The organism is Nostoc mirabile CHAB5784 (genome assembly GCF_020829645.1).
Classification (GTDB): domain Bacteria; phylum Cyanobacteriota; class Cyanobacteriia; order Cyanobacteriales; family Nostocaceae; genus Nostoc; species Nostoc mirabile.
On sequence record NZ_JAIVFS010000002.1, the window covers coordinates 276,067 to 295,162 of the forward strand.

Below are 19,096 nucleotides of genomic sequence, written 5' to 3' on the forward strand. Positions count from 1 at the left end.
TACTCATGAACATTTGTGTCATATTTCCATTGTTGTAAGTAAAAAGCTGTAAAGAATATGACTTATTTTAGAATTTCCGGAGATACACAAGAAAAATTATGGGATTTGAGGCAGATTTCACCTTTTGGGCTATAGTTCCAGATGGACAGTTTGAGCCAAAATAATCTGTAAATTGTCGAAGAACTATCACTGGGTGCAACGCATGAACTCGTGGCAGAAAAAGGTGTTAGAGAAGCTCCTCCCTGAGAGGTTCCTGATTTTCAGGTGGGTAATAACATTGGTGCTGGTATTAAGCTTGACCAGTTGTGGCGATAAAGTGAGTAGCCAGAAAGTATCTACTGACTATAGAGAAAACCCTCCACAGATTTCTCAAATTTCAAAGCAATTTTCGGAAGTTTCCCCACCATCTGTTATCCAAGAACTGCGGACAATTTTGGAAGTTTATCAGCCACAAGTGACAATTGTTACTCCACGAGCTGATGAAGTTCTCCAAGACAACAAAGCCACAGCCAGTTTTCAGGTTAAGGATCTACCAATATTTAAGGATTCACAATTACAACTAGGGCCCCATCTACACATAATTCTAGATAACCAACCTTATATTCCTGTTTACGACCTGAATCAGCCCTTGGTTTTGCCAGACTTGTCTCCAGGTACTCATACCCTGCGCGTCTTTGCCTCGCGTCCTTGGCATGAAAGCTTTAAGAATGAAGGCGCTTATGCCCAAACAACATTTCACGTCCTCACCAAAACCGACGACAACAATCCAGATCCCAAGTTACCTTTGCTAACTTATAGCCGTCCTCAAAGCAGCTACGGAGCAGAACCAATCTTACTGGACTTTTACCTAACTAACGCTCCTCTGCACCTCATCGGCAAGGAAAACCCTAACGACGAATTCAGTGATTGGCGCATTCGCTCCACAATTAATGGTGAAAGCTTTATTTTTGATCGCTGGCAAGCAGTTTATCTTAAAGGCTTCCGTCCCGGAAAAAACTGGGTAAAACTAGAATTTCTCGATAACCAAGGAAATCCTCTCAAAAATGCCTTTAATACCACAGTTAGATTAATTGACTACCAGCCAAAGGGTAAAGACACTTTGTCGAGAATTACCAGAGGAGAACTCACAGCAGATGAGGTGCGCCCTATTGTAGACCCGAATTATAAACTTACACCTACGCCTTCTGTTGAAAAAACACCCGAAATACAACCGAAGGTAGAGAAACAGCCGATTCCCGAAACTGAAATTCCCAAAAAATCTGAAACAGAGCCAACCAAGCCAGAACAACCAAAATTGGAAGTTCCAACGGCTGTACCATCTCCCACCTTGTCCCCGATACCAGAACCACAGCCAGAGGTAACACCAACACCTGAATCAAGTGCGTTACCTGAAAAAGTTGTGCCTCAAACAACAAAACCTAGATTTGGTGGATTTTTCAACCGGCGGGCTGGTAAAGTCCCCACCTCACAAGCACCAGTTGTGCCCTCTCCTAGTTTGCCACCTACACTACCAGAGATTATCGAGTCTCCTACATCAGAAATAATTACGCCAACACCAGAACCACAGCCAGAGGTAACGCCAACTCCTGAATCAACGCCGTTACCCGAAAAAGTTGCACCTCAGCCAACAAAACCTAGATTTGGCGGATTTTTCAACCGTCGGACGGGCAAATTCTCCACCCCACAAGCACCAGTTGAGACATCTCCTAGTTTGCCACCCACGCTACCAGAGATTATTGAGTCTCCTGCACCTGAAATAATTACGCCAACACCAGAACCACAGCCAGAGGTAACGCCAACTCCTGAATCAACGCCGTTACCCGAAAAAGTAGAAGTTAAATAACTCGTTTACTGTCGGGAGCAATAAAGTTGTAAAATTTCTAATTTTGCAGAACAACTAGGGAATTCTAAGTAAGGATTGGCTTTTATTATTGCTTACTTAGGATTACTATGGCTTCCCAGACTCAAGGTTCAAATTTTCAGGCAGTTTCCGGTGATGTTGCTGCTCTACAATCGAACCCGAAAGGGTTGTTTTCACGACTTACAAATGGTCTAAGTGTTAGTAACAAAATTAAATGCGGCTATGCTCTTGCCCTCAGTGTTGGAATTTTAGGAACCACGATTGGATTAATCCTCGGAGACCACTATCAAGAAAAGGCGTTGCAGGAGCAACAAAACGCTTTTAAGGAACTCAATTTGCTTGATCGCCTCCAGACAGGTATTCTCCAGACACGGACGCACCAACAGCAACTCATTCCATTAGTGCCATATCCAAACTTGTATACAGAGGAATACGCCCATATTACTAATATACATGCACCGGAAATTGAGCAAGTCTGGTCTGAACTCCAAAAATATGCAAAAAGTGCTGATTATGCGGGCGGAAACCACACTGAGAATATTCCTCTGCTTCTGCGAACCTATGATGGTCTACCACAAACTTATATTCGGCAACTTGACAAATTATTTCAGCAACTTGATCTATCGCCTTTAACTGAAAAGAAAATTGCGATCGCCCAAAAACGACTGTTGAAGTTTACCAACAGTGAATTAGCACTCAAGTTTGACGGGATATCTGATGAATTGGTTACTATCATTAAGGCTTCCTATGAGGAATCAATAGCAGCGACGACTGCGTTCAAGACAGCAGCACAAATACGGATTTATATTATTGCTGCTAGTATACTGTTGTCAGTGGTAGTTGCTACTCTTTTAGCTTTATTAACAAGTCGAACTATTACTCATCCGATCGAAGTACTGACGAATATGGCGCAGCGAGTCACTAAAGAATCTAACTTTGACCTGCAAGCACCTGTCATCACCACAGATGAAATTGGGATACTTGCTATTGCATTTAACCAAGTTTTACATAGAGTTAAATGTCTCCTGGAAGAACAGCAAGCAGCAGCTTTTCGTCAGCAGCAAATGCAAGAAGCCCAATTGCTTCAAAGTGAGAAAATGTCTAGCTTAGGACGAATGGTAGCTGGTATTGCCCATGAGATTAATAATCCGGTGAATTTTATCTATGGGAATTTAGATCCTGCTATTCAATATGTAGACGATTTATTAGCATTGCTACAAACCTATCGCCAAGAAGTGCCTAATTCACCTCTAGCGGTGCAAGCTTACGCCACCGAAATTGATGCAGAATTTCTAGAAGAAGATTTACCCAAACTTTTGCAGTCGATGAAGTTTGGTGCCGCTCGCGTGCAACAAATTGTCTTAAGCTTGAAAAACTTCTCTCGCCTGGATGAAGTAAATGCACATCCAGTCAATCTACATGAATGCCTAGATAGTACGCTACTCATCCTCAATAATCGGATCAAAAAAGGCGTTACGATTGAGCGCTTGTACGGCGAGATTCCTAGCATTGAAGGTTTTTCTAGTTCGCTTTATCAAGTGTTCATGAATATTATCAATAATGCGCTTGATGCATTGGAGGAACAGCACAATCTTCAAGACAAGCCACGAATTGCGATCGCTACTGAACTTCAAGATAAAAACTGGGTAGTTGTTCGCATTGCTGATAATGGTTCTGGGATTCCCCCTGATGTTCAAGAAAGAATTTTTGAGACGTTCTTCACTACTAAAGCCAGAGGTGTTGGCACTGGTATGGGACTTTCGATTAGCCATCAGATTGTAGTCGAGAAACACGGAGGACAACTAATGTGTAAATCTGAGGTGGGTAGTGGTACTGAGTTCATCATTTCTCTTCCCATTCAAAAGCAGCATTTACCCGAAAATGCTCAACTCTAACTTTTGCGATAAAGCCTCAACAAAGGCAAGCCCTGCTACCGGATTTCCTACCGTATCCAAGGTGGGACTGTAGCAAGCGATCGCTCCCTCACCTGGTACTATTGCTACAAGTCCACCACCAATCCCTGATTTCATCGGTAAACCAACTCTGACTGCAAACTGGGCAGAAGCTTCATATAAGCCACAAGTTAACATCACAGCATTGACAATCCGGCGATTTTGTGATGATAAATAGCCATTTTCACAAGCTAAGAGTTTTCCTAACAGGGCTAAATCTTCAACTCGACCAGATATACAGCATATTTGCTCATAAGTGTCAAGTGCTGTCTCCAAATTTTCTAGATGACTTGTTTCGGCAAGATAGTTTGCGATCGCTTCATTGGCTTTTGAGCGGGTTAATCGCACTGAAGCCAGCATTACCTCATCTAAGCTGAGTTGGCAACCTGCTAATTGGTTGAGCCATTGACAAAATAAAAAAGTGCGTTGGGTAGCATCCTTTCCTGGTAATTTATCAGCGACAGTAATTGCTCCACTATTAATCATCGGGTTACGGGGATGGCCGCGATCGGCAACCAACTGCTCTAAAGAATTGAAGGGTGCATCGGATGGTTCCACCCCAACCCACCCAAAAACCGTTTCTGCACCAAAGTGTTCTAGCAGATAAAGTAAGGAAAAGGTCTTAATAACGCTCATTAGCGGGAAAACACAAGCTGTATGCCCGAAGCTGATAGTTTTTCCCGATTTACAGCAGATGTGAACTGCAAACCAACCAGGATTAGCTTTAGCTAATTGCGGAATGCGATCGGCAACTTGTCCCTGTTTAGCCCTAATTTTAGCTAGTTGCACCCAGGTTGATAAATCCGTAGTAGTTAGTTTGTCAAGTCCTTTCAAAGTGTAAATTTTCTAAAAGTACATTTATTAGATAGTAACTAACAGTATACTCTGAACCTGATCAAGGCTTTGTAATACCGTAGAAAGACGAGATCAAGGAGAAAAAATTTGTGAAACTTAATTTAAAAAAGCATACAGCGATCGCAGTTGGATTCGTTGGGTCGCTGTTATGGGGAGCAACTTGCATTCTAGAAAATCAAAATGCTATTGCACAAGTAGGGGGATTCTTTATAATAAACGAACTATCCAACAAGTGCATTGATGTAGCTGGAGATCCTGGCACAGCTAATGGTGCGCCATTGGCACTTTTTGATTGCGAACTATCTGGATTTACCGGTTCCGGTAGTACCACAGATCAGAAATGGGAATTTATTCGTGGAGGATTTCTCAGAAATAAATTATCCAACAAATGCATTGATGTAGCTGGAGATCCTGGCACAGTTAATGGTGCGCTATTGGCACTTTTTGATTGCGAACTATCTGGATTCATCGGTTCCGGTGCCAGATCAGATCAGAGGTGGCGATGGGAACCAAGGTTTTAAGAATACTGCTTGAGTTAAACCGGATGAGTCGCCCAGAGCTAAGGTAGATGATTTCGTAAATTTGTAGGGAAAATATTACTACTTATTAAATCTCTGCGTATTTACCGTACCTCTACCAGGAAGCAAGCTACGCATAGCCTCTTCGCTCGGAGAAGTTCTTATCTAAGAGGATGTTTTAAAAGTATTTTTGGTAACATCAAAGTACAGGTAAAATCAAAAATACCCCCATCAGCGAGAACATTCTATATGTAAAGTTAAAAACTGGCTAGCTTTGAAAAGTGCCAGTTTTTAACTTTAAACTTGTTGGCGTTTTAACTCTTGTATCAATACTTGGCAGCGCTTGCTAGCTTCTCTTGCCTGTTGCCTAAACTGTTTGGCTTGCTCTTGGTTAGTTAAATACACTTCAGATGCTTTTTGCCTGAGTTCAACAGCTTGTTTACTGAGTTCCTTAATACGAGTCTTTAATTCTTCAATTGTTTTCATCTTTGCTCCTGTTCTGAAATCACAATTTCCAAATTTTCTGCTTCTTCATAAAGTCTATCTGCTCTACTAGCCAGCAAGCTAGCATCATCAAAATCATTGTTTGCTATTGCTCTGTCATGAGCTTCGTACAATTTATCAATGATTTCTTGTAATTGTGCGTAAGCTTGTAATAATACATTTCGTGTTTCTGACTTCATATTTACTGGTTAAATATCTAATTCTCCTGGAATTAAACTTCGGTTTAGTTTTGTTTAAGTCTCTAGTAGCAACACACGGGAATATATCGCGCGGTGTGCAACTTTCTCTCAAACCTAACCCCCAACCCCTTCCCTAAGAGGGAAGGGGAGCAAGACTTAAAGCCAATACGGTTCAGTTAAGGCTAAAACTCTTTGTGAAAGTCAATTTTTTTAACGAACCGCAGAGGCGCAGAGAACACAGAGAGAAGGAAGAAATGCTTAACTGAACTGTATTGGACTTAAAGCCTCTCTGCGCTTCGGGGAGAGGTTTGGAGAGGGCTTTTAAGAATAAGTTGCACATCGCGTTATATCATTATTTTTCATCGATCTATTTCAGAAAATTGGTATAAACATCCTTAAGAGCAAAGTATACTTTATGATTCCCCGTGTCAGAGCGCCAGAATTACCACAAAATTACTCTTGGCTCAACACCGAGAAACCTTTGTCTCTCAAACAACTCAAGGGTAGAGTAGTAATTTTAGACTTTTGGACATACTGTTGTATCAATTGTCTGCATATTCTGCCAAACCTGAAATATTTAGAACAGAAATATAAAGATAGCCTTACTGTTATCGGTATTCACTCTGCCAAATTTGACAACGAAAAAGAAACAGAAAACATTCGTCAAGCTATCCTGCGCTACGACATTGAACATCCAGTTGTAGTTGACAGCAATTTTCGAGTTTGGGAAGAGTATGCTGTGCGTGCTTGGCCTACGTTAATAATTATTGATCCAGAAGGTTACGTGATTGGCCAGATTTCTGGTGAAAGAAATCGTGACACTTTAGACGAGTTGATTCAAAAGGTAATTCAGCAACATCAAGACAAAGGCACAATTAATTTTCAAGAAGTCAGCTTGACTTTAGAAAAACAGCGCCAACCATTAATCACACCCTTAGCTTTTCCTGGTAAAGTTTTAGCTACTCCAACGGGTTTATTCATCGCTGACTCTGGACATCATCGCCTAATTATGAGTAGCTTTGATGGGGAAATTTTACAGTTGATTGGTACTGGAAAATCTGGCTTAACTGATGGTGCTTTTAACGAAGCGCAGTTTTTTGCACCACAGGGAATGGCTTATGATGCCGAAAATCAAATTCTTTATGTTGCTGATACAGAAAATCATACCCTACGGCGAGTTGATTTGAAGCGCCAAGTAGTCGAAGCGATCACAGGAACTGGTGAACAAAGCCGCAATATCCGTCCTCATGGTGGTGCTGGTTTAGAAACTGCGCTAAATTCTCCTTGGGATTTAGTCAAAGTGGGAAATACCTTGTTTATTGCAATGGCTGGGCCTCATCAAATTTGGGAAATGGATTTAGAAACTAGCATTGTGAAAACTTATGCTGGTATTGGTGTAGAAGCTTGCGTTGATGGTTCACTTACTGAATCTGCCTTTGCTCAACCTAGCGGTATTAGCACAGATGGGAATGAATTATATATTGCTGACAGTGAAGTTAGTTCAATTCGTAGTGTTGGAATTGTAGAACCGTATCAAGTGCGAACTGTTTGCGGTAGTGGGGGTTTATTTGGTTTTGGCGATGTAGATGGACAAGGTGAAGATGTTCGTTTGCAGCACTGTTTAGGAGTGGAATACGCTGAAAATTTTCTGTGGGTAGCAGATACTTACAATCACAAAATTAAATTAGTGAGTACCAGTACAAGGAATTGTCAAACAGTTTTAGGAGATGGTACTACTGGCTTACAAGATGGCCAGGGTAAAAACACTCGGTTTTTTGAACCTTCGGGATTGAGTGTTTTGAGTTCACATTTATATATTGCTGATACTAATAACCATGCTATTCGTTGCGTAGATTTGGATACCTTTGAGGTGACAACACTGCAATTTACTGGGTTGTGTGCGCCAGATGTATGTATTCCGCCGAATTTATAAAATGATAATCTTATGCTAAGGTGCAAAAATGCAAAGAAAAACTCTGCGTCTTTGGGTGAGATTTTAAAGAATAATGTTATTGAGCGATCGCTTGATCCTGCTCAGATTGTTTCTTTACAGTTCATTATTCAGTATTTATACTAAATTCCTGTTAATAAAACCCCAATATAATTTAGTAGTAAGTATAGACTGGCAACTTTGAATTGTCAGTATAGATATTGGTATGAAAAATAAATTCATTCCTCTAGACTGTGGAGATGATGTCATTTTGTTTGAGAATGATACTTATAAAGTAAGTAAACTAAGAGAGTTAGTTATACGACAATTTATAAAAAAATGGCGTCAGGAAATTTGTACATATAAAACTCAAATTAATAATGATTCAGTTGGTAGTTTGTTTGGCAGTATCTCTGCTGGAGACGAGTCCATACCCTTTAGTGAAATTAAACTAAATGCTGTCAAAGATTGTCAGGTTCTTAAAGTTGATGGTAAAGGTTGGCAGAAAGGCAAATTAGAAATTAAAATATTTATATATCCTAATAGTCATAAACCAAATAATGTATGTCTTGAATTTCATCCAGATGAACCTATTGAGATAAAATAACCTTGATAAAAAAACATGAATACTATCCTCCACATTACCAAACGCCCACAATGGGAATAAGCAAAAGATTTGCACCGCGATCGCGCTGATTTACTCGATACTAAAGGCTTTATTCACTGTTCTAAATTAACGCAAATAGTTAAAGTTGCTAATAACTATTTTCCTAATCAAAAATATTTTTCTGATTACCCATATTTTTTGACTGCGTTAGCGAACCTGCGAGCTTATTAAAATCATCTGAGCCTTACCCCCAAGGATGAATTTATTTATCAGAGATATAGATTTTCAGTCTGATACTTTCTTTCAAGCTGCTAAGGTAAGTTATCAGTGCATAAATAAAAATCACAATTCCTGTCATTTCCAAAAACTCTTCAATAACTATACCAATTACCGTTATGAAACTGCGGCGATTAAAATATTCTATCAAAAGTCCACCTATCATTTCCATACCTAATGTTCCACTCACATAAACAACTGCGGCAATCAAAAATAAATACCGAGTTTTTGGAGGTAAATCGAGCCAAAATTTTAGATATTTAAATGCAAAAAATGCTACTAAAATCGCACCAGGAATAACCCAGGTTTGGAAAAATATAGGATTGAGATTAAGGGCTTGTCGTAGTGATGGAATGATAAAAATCTCGTGAAAACTAAATGCTTCATCCAAACTCAAATATACAAATATAAAATATAGGGTTTTCCAGTAAGAGAAATGACGGTCTTTCCTATTAATAACAGTAATTACTTTAAGTAATCCCGAACAAAATAATAGAGAAAATGCGGAATACCAAGCAGGAATATTCAATTCTCTATCAAGGCTAAATAGTTCGTAAAACCATTTGCTAGCTGGTAAGGGAAACTCTGAGAGCCAAAAATAGCCACTTAAAACGCCTGCGAAGGTCAGGCTGATAACTGTGAGTATTAAACGTTGAGCAATTGTTTTAGCACAGAGATGAATTGGTAACTCTACACTAGAGCTTGATACTTGCCGCATACTAATATTGAGTAATTTACTTTGTGTAAAACAATTAATGAAAAACTATCTCATACCCGTAAATGATATGAGCAAAATGTTACAGAACTTTCACTAAGAAAAACTTAGATTTGTGAATGGAATTGCTAGTTTACTACATTAAATCTACATTAAATCTATATTAATACTTTCCGCCACGCTAGACGTAGCTTGCTTCCCTCTAAAGGTACGCCCAAAGAGCGACCCTAAGAGAGACAGAGCATTGTTAGCGAGTCATACACTCAAGGATTTGCTAACGCTACGCGAACGGCGCGAATATTCTGGTGAAGTTTACAGCAGATTTAAGCTTGGTTCAGTACACAAGCTAGGTTCCAAAGTAAGATATAAAGCCTATTTTGCTGCTGAATTATGGTGTATTAATTGACTTAGGCAAGTTCAGAAGCCCAACTAAAATGATTCCGCGCTTTACTTAAAGAAAGGGGAATTAATAATCCAGAGCAATTGTGACCGAATTTAATTTACAAATCCAAGAAAATAGCGAACGCTTGTCAACTCCGCTAGAGGATGCAGCGTCTAGCTTACTTCCCTTCAGGGATACGATACACTGCGTCAACACTAAAGGCAATGATCGCCTTGACCGTTACCTTTCCCAAGAATTACCAGACTTATCCCGTTCCCGCATCCAACAGTTAATCGAACAGGGTAACGTCCAACTTAACAACAAAGTTTGCACATCTAAGAAGATCAATGTCAAGTTAGGCGATCGCATCACTGTCAAAATACCAGAAGCGCAACCTTTAGAACTCCTTGCAGAAGATATTCCCTTAGATATCCTCTACGAAGACGACCAGCTACTCATTCTCAACAAACCCGCAGGCTTAGTTGTCCATCCTGCACCCGGTCATCCAGATGGCACTTTGGTAAATGCTCTATTGGCACATTGCCCCAATTTACCAGGAATTGGCGGAGTCCAACGTCCGGGAATTGTCCATCGATTGGATAAGGATACAACGGGGGCGATCGCGATCGCTAAAACAGAAGTTGCCCATCATCACCTACAAGCACAACTCAAAGCTAAAACCGCACGCAGAGAATACTTGGGCGTGGTTTACGGTGCGCCAAAAGTTGAAAGTGGCACAATTGACTTACCCATTGGCCGCCATCCACAAGACCGCAAGAAAATGGCTATTATGCCTGTTGAACAAGGCGGACGAGCCGCCGTCACTCATTGGCAAGTACTAGAACGCCTCGGTAACTTCACGTTAATCCACTTCCAACTGGAAACTGGACGCACCCATCAAATTCGCGTCCACAGCGCCAAAATGGGTCATCCTATTGTTGGCGACCCAGTTTATAGTTCTGGTCATTCAGTAAGGGTAAATCTGCCCGGTCAAGCACTGCACGCTTGGCGACTAAAATTGCAGCATCCCATATCTGAAGAGTTGATTGAGGTGACAGCAAACCCTCCCAGCCATTTTACAAAACTCTTGGAGATGTTAAAAAGACGAATTGCACTTTAAGCCCAATCCCCCATGCCCAATTCCCAATCCACCTTAAACAACTAGCGTGCATCAGACATGGGATAGAGTCTGTTCCACTAGTTATACCTAAATGAAACTCCTAACTAACCCAAGACTTATGCACGCTATAAAATGATCAAATGGATGTACTAGACAGCCGTCGAACAAAAATCGTTATTTAATTCCTGCCAGTTGCCGATAAGGTACAGACTTTTCGATATCGATATTGAATGACGAGATCCTTTGTGGAGTATTGCCAGTCGCATTGACACTTTGTGCCATAGACAAGAATAGAGATGGATCGCCTGCCTTGGGCTTTTGCTCTTGTGGAAGGAATCTGCGTACTTCGACCTGCCAAATGATTTGGGGGAAACCCAGTTTGGCACGGTGGTAAGCTTCGTATCGTGGAGATTTGATGTTGAATGGCAACTCACCCTCAGCGCGGGATGGCAGTATGCGACGGCGCTGATAAGGCACTGTGGAGTCTCCAAAATTGCTCAGGTACTCTTCAGTGTTGAGGACTTCATCAACAAAGCCTCTAATACCTTTGGTTGCGACTACAATTGACCAGGCAATTTTTTCCCGCTCACTGTATGGGTCGCGTCCTAGAACGCGCTGGATTACTTGCTCAACAAAGCGATAATTATTGTTGAGGTCGTAGAAGCTTTTCTTAAAGGTATTGGAAAGTACCAACCCACGAATAAAGTCCCGCACTGTAATCTGTCCATTACGGAGTTGCGACTCTAAAAATGTTTCGCGATCGGCAGTAAAGGCATAAAAGAAAAGTTGACGATATGCTGCTTCGATCAGAACATCTAAATCTGACGGAGAAAGCAAATTGTCTGTAGAAAAAATCCTGGGCTGTTCATCACCCGGTACTTCGTATGCAGCTACACGCTGGTTTTGACTTGAAGGGTCGTATGTTAACAGAGGAATTGTCACTCTAAAGCCTCCATGTTCTTAATTAAAGTTAACAACTTTAGATCACATATTAAGGGAGTAGTTGTATCAGAACTTCAGATTCTGATAAAATTTCACGAAACTTAACTAAGGGGAATTTAACTATTCCGAAAAACAAGGATTAGCTTGTTGGACTCAACCCATAGCTAATCTATAAAGGGAGTGCGGCTTTCAGCCTAATAACTACCTAAAAAACTTTGTTCACATACTTCAGATTAGAAGATTTAGTTTCACCTTTTTGAAATAAAGCAATATTTTTTAACATGTAGCAAAAGAAATTAATGGGGAATGGGGAATTAGGGACAAGGGGAAAGACTTGTTGCAAGTTCTCACCTGTTGTCACCTTGTCACCTTGTCACCTTGTCTCCCCTACTCCCTACTCCCTACTCCCTTGACCTATCCAAAATTCAAGGGGATCTATGGTTGACTTACAGTAAGGCCAGCTACGCAAAGTTGCTTCCATCCCTGCCTCCCAATTGGGAGATTCCAATCCCAGTCCTAAACATAAATGACATAGGATGCTAGCAAACTGCTGATTATGACCAAAGTCTCCTAGATGGGCATGGGCGTATTCATGGATGACTACACCAAACCAGTCTCTAGGTGCAACTCGACCAACATCTACCAAAATAGTGATTGGGTTTGTGAGAATGTTGCATAGCCCGTCGATGCCGAAGGATTGAGCTATGGGGACTGCAAAAATTTGGATGGGGCGACGCTCTTGAGGATGAAAGCACTCATGACAAAGGTTTAGATAAGTGTTGATCTGAGCGTTAACGGTGTTAATATTATCGCCAATCCAAGTACAAATGGGGATGCGATCGCGCACGTTATCGAACACATCCACCATACCCGGTTCTAGGGCAAACCCCCGTACCCGATGCAGATAATCTTGGCCACGAGTAAAAGCATCGATCTGCTTAAGAATCATTCACCAGCCCAAAACTGAATAAAACTGTCTTTTTTCCAGAACATCAGGCCCTTGTCTTTCTGTAGCTTCTTCTGGTTTGGAAACCTCAACAGAAGTTTCAATGCGGGTTTCAGTACAAAATGATGCAGTGCTGAAGCCGCCAAACCGTTTCACTGTACTGGTTCGCAGTCGCATATTTGGGCTGGCAAACCAGAATCTCTCAATGGAACTCATTGTTTCATATTCAGTTGTCAACACTAGCCCATCTTCATCATCCATGTGAAAAAGACCGACTACAGGCATAATTTCGGCGTAGCCTCTTTCACGGAGTAATTTACCAGCTCTGGGGTTATCGCCATCAGGCACGATCGCAAATATGGTTTTCCCTTGATGGTTCTCGTCATTTTCTCTATCCCAAGCCATTGTGCCTAGCCAACGCACCCGTGACCCACCTACTGACAGGCTGGGGTCAATCTGATGATACTGGCACAGTTCAATGATTTCTGGATGATTGGCATCCAGAGTCTCTACCTGTATATCCGATTCTCCTGTTTCTGAGCGCTTAAAGGGCAGGTGATGAGTTGCACGTTGCGATCGCCACTTACCAGCACTTTGCTGAAAAAAGTCCATTGCGTTTATCAATCTTCTGACTCCTACTTATTACCCCTGCGGATGATGTTTTACGAGCTTTTGTTTTAAGTTTTTGGTATATAAACATTCTAAACATTACAGCGATTAGTGGTCAGCTTCAAGACCTGATTCATTCACGCTACTACAAAGCAATCCCAGAAAATGCCCGTTGTCCTGTATCTCTGGTGTTTCGGTTGCGATGATTACCTATGCTTTTAGATGCTGGCCTCCCCAGTGGTGAAATTATCTCTATAGAAATTCAACCTTACTTAGAGCAATTACTGGACGCTCATCCAAGTTTATTAGTAGCGCTAGACTGCTTAAAAGAGCAGTCTGGTCGGTAATGTGTTAACGATGGTCAAAAGAGGCAAGGGAGCAGGGGGCGCAAAGCTTAGGGGAAAAACTGAGACAGAGCTTGTACTCGCGGCTTGCGTTCAAGCGGACAAAGAAGGACGGGGCTTCTCTTCTTAGGCTGCGCCAACGAGACGCTTTGCGAACGTACCTGTGTTTCGCTTTGCTCCACGCTCAAGGTAAGGGCTTGCTCCCCCAGCAAGAACTGCTCCCTTCCCCCCTGCCTCTTCGGTGACTGGTTAATTAAGGCAAAAGCTACGAGTAATTAATAGGAGTAGAGACGCGATTCATCGTATCTCTACAGGGATTGGGATTAATACAGTTAAGCCTGATTTAAACGTCTATTGTTTATCCAAGACATGATTAGTTTTCTAAACTTGTCTGTTTTTGCCTCAGTAAAATGTGCGATTACAACCGCATATAAAAATACAAATAAAACTATAATAAGTGCCAATAATAAGTGCAAAATATCTGGCTCCCAAGGGTGATCGCCAATTACACATGCTCTGATAAAGCACAGTATCGGCATGTGGACAAGATAAAGAGTGTATGAACATCCTGCTAAACCTTTAGAAAATTTTTCGTATGCTCCCTCTTGTGTTATCTGACTACGACTATTAACTAAAAGATATATCATAACAGCAGTAGAAATTCCTATTAAAAAATCTGCTATCTTTGGGCTAGATATAAAACGTTCACTTATTAAGGCAATGCACAGGATTAGGATAGACAAAATGATGAGTAAATTTAGGATATTCTTGTTCTTAAGATATTTAGAAGGATGACATATACTAACTAACGCTCCCATCAGCCAAACCAGAAAATAAATTCTAATTTCCGAACCAATCATTAATAATATACCTGAAGCCAAAAAAGCGTGGAAAACACGCGCTTTTAAGGATTTAATACAAAAGAATAGGATGATTGAAGGAAAAAGTATATAGTACCAAAATTCATAGGCTAAACTCCAAACTGCCTTATTTGAGCCAAATAAATCTACAAAAATTGTTTGCACAAAAGCTAGAGTTCCCAAAGCATTTTGAAATGTGAAATTTTCCAAAATTTTATAAGTGGCTAAATGACCGTTGTGAAACTTTTCTCCGTAAAAGCTGTCTTGTCCAGTACCAAATATTTTTATACCCAGAGAATCCCAAAAAGAAGACAGCAATAAAGCAGGAATTAATACTATATATAAGCGTGTTAAACGCTCGACTAAATAATTAACCCAAGACCATTGCTTTTGCTGAATTCTCCTTATTACACTAGATGAAATAAAAAATCCACTTAGCACAAAAAAAATCATTACAGATTGATGACCCAATACTGTTAATGAATTTAACCTTTTTATCAAAAAACTAGGATTACTAATTTCTGAATATTCTATAAATAATAAAAGTCTCATATGACCAAGAAAAACTAATAAAGAAGCTAGCCCTCTTAATAAATCAAGATGAATTGACCATCGAAAATTCCTGATTGAAGAAATATTATAAATAGGCTGCGTCTGAGTTTTTTCTACTTGCATTTTGGTTATATAACAAACACTAAATTGTTATAATAGAGGATCATTAATCAAAATTATGCAACGTCTTATGTCTCACTTATAATGGCGAACTGTGCCACTGTAAAAGTATATATAGAGACGTGCAAAGACATCAAAAGAAGCCAAAATTAATTCATATTCTAGAGTTATTAACTGAGCTATATAGAAAAATATTTCCCTAGTTAAAGCTTTAAAACAAGGGAGAATATAAAAAGGACAATTGTTAGCTCAATACAACAAATAATATACAATTATCTATATATGAATACTTACAAGTTTACAAAAAGTTTTTTTAAAAGTTTATAGGATCTTCATCAAACTCAAATAAGAAAGATGAGATACCTTAAGCAAAGCTCAGGAATCTCACGGGCTACCCAATACGGTTCAGCTAGCGCCAAAAATCTTAAACTGTGTAGGTTGGGTCGAGGAACGCAGACTCAAAGAGGCTTTGTGCAGGGTAACCCAACATTTCCGTGGCTTTGTTGGGTTGCGCTTTGCTGAAGTCAAGCTACCCCTACCCTACATGTATAAAAACTAATCACAACAAAGGTTTCTGATTTTTATCTGGTGACAGTAATAAAGCAGTGTTAGATACTTACAAAGAAAAAATTTTTTCAAAAACAAAAAAAACTCATGATTAGCATCTTCAGATATCATGTTAATCTGAACAATGCTATCATGAGTCCCAAAAATTAGGTTCATACATCTGTACACCCGTACAGAGGTTTATGACTTGCTATTAGCGATCGCTTCGTTTAAAACTAACTCTGGTTGTGGTGTCTCCTCTTCTTCTGGCAAACCGTAAATTGACCTGTACAACTTCACGTACTCTTTGGCGGATTGATACCAACTAAAGTCTTGACTCATGCCCCGCTTTTGTAGTTCTTGCCATTGCGGTTTGAAACGGAAGCCTTCCCAAGCCCGGATCATACAGGTGAAAAGGTCTAGCGCTTCATAGCGGTCAAAGCAATAACCGGTGCCTGCTGCATTTTCGGGGTCGTGATGGCTTACGGTGTCAACTAATCCACCTGTGCGGCGGACAATGGGCACAGAACCGTAGCGTAAAGACATCATTTGGCTGATACCGCATGGTTCAAAACGACTAGGCATCAAGAAAGCATCAGTACCAGCATAGATGCGGCGAGACAGGGCATCGTTATACAGTAAGTAAGTTGCCATGCGTCCGGGAAAGCGGGATGCTAATTGCCACATCTGAGTTTCATAGTAGCGATCGCCTGTCCCTAACAGTACAAACTGTGCATCTGTATAAGAAAGGAAGCGATCGAGGATTTGCAATATCAAGTCAATGCCTTTTTGTTCCACTAATCGCGTCACAATTCCAATGAAAAAGGCTTTGGAGTTGACTTCTAACCCTAGTTCTTCTTGCAAAGCAATTTTGTTGGCCTTGCGTTTATCTAAAGTATCAGCAGTGAAGGTTTGAGTAATGTATTTGTCATTTTCTGGGTTATAAACTTCGGTATCAATACCGTTGATAATCCCAGATAATTTCCCGCTAATAAAGGACAGCAAACCTTCTAATGTTTCACCGTAAGTCGGTGTTTTGATTTGCTCGGCATAAGTGGGCGAAACTGTATTTACCTTATTGGCAAATTGCACCGCCGCTGCCATTGTGTTGTGTCCTTGCATATACCAGGGACACCAAGTAATTTTTTCTAAATACCAACGCCACGGCCCTTGATAAGCCAGATTATGAATGGTAAACACTGTGCTGATATCAGGATCTTGGTGCATCCACACAGGAATCATCCCCGTATGCCAATCGTGGCAATGGATAATTTCTGGCTTCCAGTAATTCCAGGCAAACTCGGCTGCACCATTAGCAAACAAAGTGAACCGCCAATCTTCATCTTCTCCAGAATAAATGCGGCGGGGCATGAAGGCGGGATGTCCGAATAAGTACAAGGGAACATCAGTACCAGGCAGAACACTTTCGTATACTGCAAAGTGCTGGAACATCGCATCTCCCCACCAGATGGGTTCATAGGGAATTTCCATTTTGTCTGGCAGGAAGCCGTAGTAAGGCAAGAATATCCGCACATCATGCCCCATTTCTCTCAGAAATTTGGGTAATGCCCCAACAACATCACCCATTCCTCCTACTTTGGCAATGGGTGCTGCCTCTGCTGCAACAAATAGAATCCGCATGGTAATTTTTGCTTCCCTGAGATTGTCAAATTAACTCTATGATCCTGACCAACGCGATATGTCGCGTCTGGCACGTATGAGAGTGCAACGGCGATCAATTCTTATCTAATCACATCGGCTTGCCCAATTGCTTAGGAACCGCGCTGAATCACTGCAAAAATTTCTGACAAAATTTCTTGCGCTCCCTGTTGCCGCAACTTTTCTGCTAGTTCTATGCCTAGCGCTTCGGCATTGTTGGCAATGCCTGTGACGGTATCTTTTACGAACTTTTGACCATCTACACTAGCGACTATCCCAGTTAAGGTCAAATTATCACCAGATATTTCTGTATTTACACCAATAGGTACTTGACAGCCGCCTTCTAGAGAGCGTAAAAATGATCGTTCAGCGAGACAGCGATCGCGTGTTTCGGGATGTTCGATCGCTTTGAGTAGAGATAGCACTTCACTATCATCAGCACGGCATTCTATCCCCAAAGCTCCTTGTCCAACAGCGTGGAGGGAGATATATGAGGGGAGAATTTGATGAACGCGATCGCCCATTCCCAATCTCTCTAACCCTGCTGCTGCCAAAATTAGGGCATCGTATTCGCCTGCGTCCAGTTTTGCCAACCGTGTAATCAAATTTCCCCGGACATCCTTAAAGGTAAAGTGCGGGAAGTGGTGGCGTAACTGTGCTAACCGCCGCAGCGAAGATGTACCAATTACTGCACCTTCTGGCAATGTATCAATTTGTTTATCTTTGTGCTTTTCATGCACCACTAATGCATCTGCTGGATTTTCCCTTTCAGTAATTGCTGCCAGTGTTAACCCTTCAGGTAAGTGAGTCGGCAGATCCTTGAGAGAATGAACCGCAAAGTCAATCTCCTGATTGAGCATTCCGAGTTCAAGTTCTTTAGTAAAAAGTCCTTTATCGCCAATCTTAGCTAATGCTACATCCAAGATTTTATCGCCTTGGGTAGACATGGTGTGGACTTCAAAAGTGATATCAGGAAAGGCTTTCTGGAGTTGCTCTTGTACCCAGTAGGTTTGAACCAGAGCAAGTTGGCTTTTGCGTGAACCGATCCGAATAGTGCGTGGGGGACTAGAAACAACTGAAGTCATAAAACAATATATCAAACTAGGCGATAAATTCACTCTCATCTAGACTACCGTAGTCAGGGACTCATACTAATTTTGGGTTTTGGATTTTGGATTTTGGATTACAATTCTTTACCAAAAGCTGGTTTGAGGAATCTCGAACAATACTACTTGGTACAGCATTTCGTTAAATTTGTAGCGAATTAAATTTGGCAATACCCTCCAATGCCAATGCGTCTGCTGACAATGCCAATGCGTCCGTTGACAATGCCAACGCGTCCGTTGACAATGCCAACGCGTCTGCTGACAATGCCAATGCATCTGCTGACAATGCCAATGCATCTGCTGACAATGCCAATGCATCTGCTGACAATGCCAATGCGTCTGCTGACATTAAAAACGAACTCTTGAGTTTGCTGTTGAACGTGGTGTTCTAATTCAGCGTTGAGTGTTTGTAGCTGTTTGTAAAGTTCTGATTGTTGGATGGCGATCGCAACTTGGGTTGCAAGTTGGTTCATCAACTGAATTTCCCCAGATTTCCATATACGGGTGCGATCG

General features: G+C 41.0%; 18 protein-coding genes. 8 read left to right on the plus strand and 10 right to left on the minus strand.

The annotated features are described in order from the left end of the window. The first annotated feature begins 202 nt into the window (after positions 1–202). Together LC653_RS03180 and LC653_RS03185 are read left to right on the plus strand one after the other, a co-directional pair. Positions 203–1,843: a hypothetical protein gene (locus tag LC653_RS03180; RefSeq protein WP_229492544.1), complete on the plus strand. Its 1,641-nt coding sequence runs from the start codon at positions 203–205 to the stop codon at positions 1,841–1,843. A 107-nt stretch (positions 1,844–1,950) separates the two neighbouring features. Next, on the plus strand, positions 1,951–3,756 hold the full coding sequence (locus tag LC653_RS03185) for an ATP-binding protein (RefSeq protein WP_229492545.1): 1,806 nt from the start codon (positions 1,951–1,953) through the stop codon (positions 3,754–3,756). On the opposite strand, the gene glsA is transcribed toward LC653_RS03185, so the two are convergent. Further along, the gene (glsA, locus tag LC653_RS03190) at positions 3,733–4,647 is read right to left on the minus strand and encodes a glutaminase A (protein WP_229492546.1); all 915 of its coding nucleotides are present in this window, start codon (positions 4,645–4,647) and stop codon (positions 3,733–3,735) included. The genes LC653_RS03185 and glsA overlap by 24 nt on opposite strands. 110 nt (positions 4,648–4,757) lie before the next feature. Between glsA and LC653_RS03195 the strand changes: the two genes are divergently transcribed. Then, positions 4,758–5,189: an RICIN domain-containing protein gene (locus tag LC653_RS03195; RefSeq protein WP_229492547.1), complete on the plus strand. Its 432-nt coding sequence runs from the start codon at positions 4,758–4,760 to the stop codon at positions 5,187–5,189. 294 nt (positions 5,190–5,483) lie between these two features. Here LC653_RS03195 and LC653_RS03200 read toward each other — a convergent pair whose 3' ends face one another. Both LC653_RS03200 and LC653_RS03205 read right to left on the minus strand, forming a co-directional pair. After that, complete coding sequence (locus tag LC653_RS03200; protein ID WP_229484542.1) at positions 5,484–5,672, minus strand: hypothetical protein; 189 nt, start codon at positions 5,670–5,672, stop codon at positions 5,484–5,486. Then, a complete protein-coding gene (locus tag LC653_RS03205) occupies positions 5,669–5,869 on the minus strand; it encodes a hypothetical protein (protein WP_229484543.1) in 201 nt (66 codons plus the stop codon). Before LC653_RS03205 ends, LC653_RS03200 begins: the two co-directional genes overlap by 4 nt. A gap of 415 nt (positions 5,870–6,284) precedes the next feature. On the opposite strand from LC653_RS03205, the gene LC653_RS03210 reads away from it, so the two are divergent. The 3 genes from LC653_RS03210 (at position 6,285) to LC653_RS03220 (ending at position 8,637) form a co-directional block, all read left to right on the plus strand. Continuing rightward, on the plus strand, positions 6,285–7,802 hold the full coding sequence (locus LC653_RS03210; RefSeq protein ID WP_229492548.1) for a thioredoxin-like domain-containing protein: 1,518 nt from the start codon (positions 6,285–6,287) through the stop codon (positions 7,800–7,802). A gap of 223 nt (positions 7,803–8,025) precedes the next feature. Beyond that, on the plus strand, positions 8,026–8,406 hold the full coding sequence (locus LC653_RS03215) for a KGK domain-containing protein (protein ID WP_229492549.1): 381 nt from the start codon (positions 8,026–8,028) through the stop codon (positions 8,404–8,406). 69 nt (positions 8,407–8,475) lie between these two features. Next, positions 8,476–8,637, plus strand: a complete 162-nt coding sequence (locus LC653_RS03220; RefSeq protein WP_229492550.1) for a DUF952 domain-containing protein — start codon at positions 8,476–8,478, stop codon at positions 8,635–8,637. Positions 8,638–8,668: 31 nt separating this feature from the next. Here LC653_RS03220 and LC653_RS03225 read toward each other — a convergent pair whose 3' ends face one another. Next, on the minus strand, positions 8,669–9,400 hold the full coding sequence (locus LC653_RS03225) for a DUF8692 domain-containing protein (RefSeq protein ID WP_229492551.1): 732 nt from the start codon (positions 9,398–9,400) through the stop codon (positions 8,669–8,671). 482 nt (positions 9,401–9,882) lie between these two features. Between LC653_RS03225 and LC653_RS03230 the strand changes: the two genes are divergently transcribed. Beyond that, positions 9,883–10,899, plus strand: coding sequence for an RluA family pseudouridine synthase (locus tag LC653_RS03230; protein ID WP_372478094.1), 1,017 nt, complete (start codon positions 9,883–9,885; stop codon positions 10,897–10,899). 174 nt (positions 10,900–11,073) lie between these two features. On the opposite strand, the gene LC653_RS03235 is transcribed toward LC653_RS03230, so the two are convergent. From LC653_RS03235 to hemC, 6 genes are all read right to left on the minus strand, one after another. Then, positions 11,074–11,841, minus strand: a complete 768-nt coding sequence (locus LC653_RS03235) for a phycobilisome rod-core linker polypeptide (protein WP_229492552.1) — start codon at positions 11,839–11,841, stop codon at positions 11,074–11,076. 394 nt (positions 11,842–12,235) lie between these two features. Beyond that, positions 12,236–12,790, minus strand: a complete 555-nt coding sequence (locus LC653_RS03240; RefSeq protein WP_229492553.1) for a hypothetical protein — start codon at positions 12,788–12,790, stop codon at positions 12,236–12,238. Beyond that, on the minus strand, positions 12,791–13,408 hold the full coding sequence (locus LC653_RS03245) for a phycobiliprotein lyase (protein WP_229492587.1): 618 nt from the start codon (positions 13,406–13,408) through the stop codon (positions 12,791–12,793). Positions 13,409–14,072: 664 nt separating this feature from the next. Next, on the minus strand, positions 14,073–15,275 hold the full coding sequence (locus tag LC653_RS03250; protein ID WP_229492554.1) for an acyltransferase family protein: 1,203 nt from the start codon (positions 15,273–15,275) through the stop codon (positions 14,073–14,075). 744 nt (positions 15,276–16,019) lie between these two features. After that, positions 16,020–17,459 (minus strand): glycogen synthase GlgA, encoded by a 1,440-nt coding sequence (glgA, locus tag LC653_RS03255; protein ID WP_229492555.1) that lies wholly within the window; start codon positions 17,457–17,459, stop codon positions 16,020–16,022. 131 nt (positions 17,460–17,590) lie between these two features. Next, a complete protein-coding gene (hemC, locus tag LC653_RS03260) occupies positions 17,591–18,562 on the minus strand; it encodes a hydroxymethylbilane synthase (RefSeq protein WP_229492556.1) in 972 nt (323 codons plus the stop codon). Between the two features lie 185 nt (positions 18,563–18,747). Here hemC and LC653_RS47180 point away from each other — a divergent pair, with 185 nt between their 5' ends. Further along, positions 18,748–18,975 (plus strand): alanine-zipper protein, encoded by a 228-nt coding sequence (locus LC653_RS47180; RefSeq protein WP_372478095.1) that lies wholly within the window; start codon positions 18,748–18,750, stop codon positions 18,973–18,975. Positions 18,976–19,096 lie beyond the last annotated feature (121 nt).

What these genes read in the sequence shown, in the direction of transcription:
- LC653_RS03180 (WP_229492544.1), top strand. Translation starts at nt 203, where the DNA reads ATGAACTCGTGGCAGAAAAAGGTGTTAGAGAAGCTCCTCCCTGAGAGG.
- LC653_RS03185 (WP_229492545.1), top strand. Translation starts at nt 1,951, where the DNA reads ATGGCTTCCCAGACTCAAGGTTCAAATTTTCAGGCAGTTTCCGGTGAT.
- LC653_RS03200 (WP_229484542.1), bottom strand. Translation starts at nt 5,672, where the DNA reads ATGAAAACAATTGAAGAATTAAAGACTCGTATTAAGGAACTCAGTAAA.
- LC653_RS03205 (WP_229484543.1), bottom strand. Translation starts at nt 5,869, where the DNA reads ATGAAGTCAGAAACACGAAATGTATTATTACAAGCTTACGCACAATTA.
- LC653_RS03210 (WP_229492548.1), top strand. Translation starts at nt 6,285, where the DNA reads ATGATTCCCCGTGTCAGAGCGCCAGAATTACCACAAAATTACTCTTGG.
- LC653_RS03215 (WP_229492549.1), top strand. Translation starts at nt 8,026, where the DNA reads ATGAAAAATAAATTCATTCCTCTAGACTGTGGAGATGATGTCATTTTG.
- LC653_RS03225 (WP_229492551.1), bottom strand. Translation starts at nt 9,400, where the DNA reads ATGCGGCAAGTATCAAGCTCTAGTGTAGAGTTACCAATTCATCTCTGT.
- LC653_RS03240 (WP_229492553.1), bottom strand. Translation starts at nt 12,790, where the DNA reads ATGATTCTTAAGCAGATCGATGCTTTTACTCGTGGCCAAGATTATCTG.
- LC653_RS03250 (WP_229492554.1), bottom strand. Translation starts at nt 15,275, where the DNA reads ATGCAAGTAGAAAAAACTCAGACGCAGCCTATTTATAATATTTCTTCA.
- glgA (WP_229492555.1), bottom strand. Translation starts at nt 17,459, where the DNA reads ATGCGGATTCTATTTGTTGCAGCAGAGGCAGCACCCATTGCCAAAGTA.
- hemC (WP_229492556.1), bottom strand. Translation starts at nt 18,562, where the DNA reads ATGACTTCAGTTGTTTCTAGTCCCCCACGCACTATTCGGATCGGTTCA.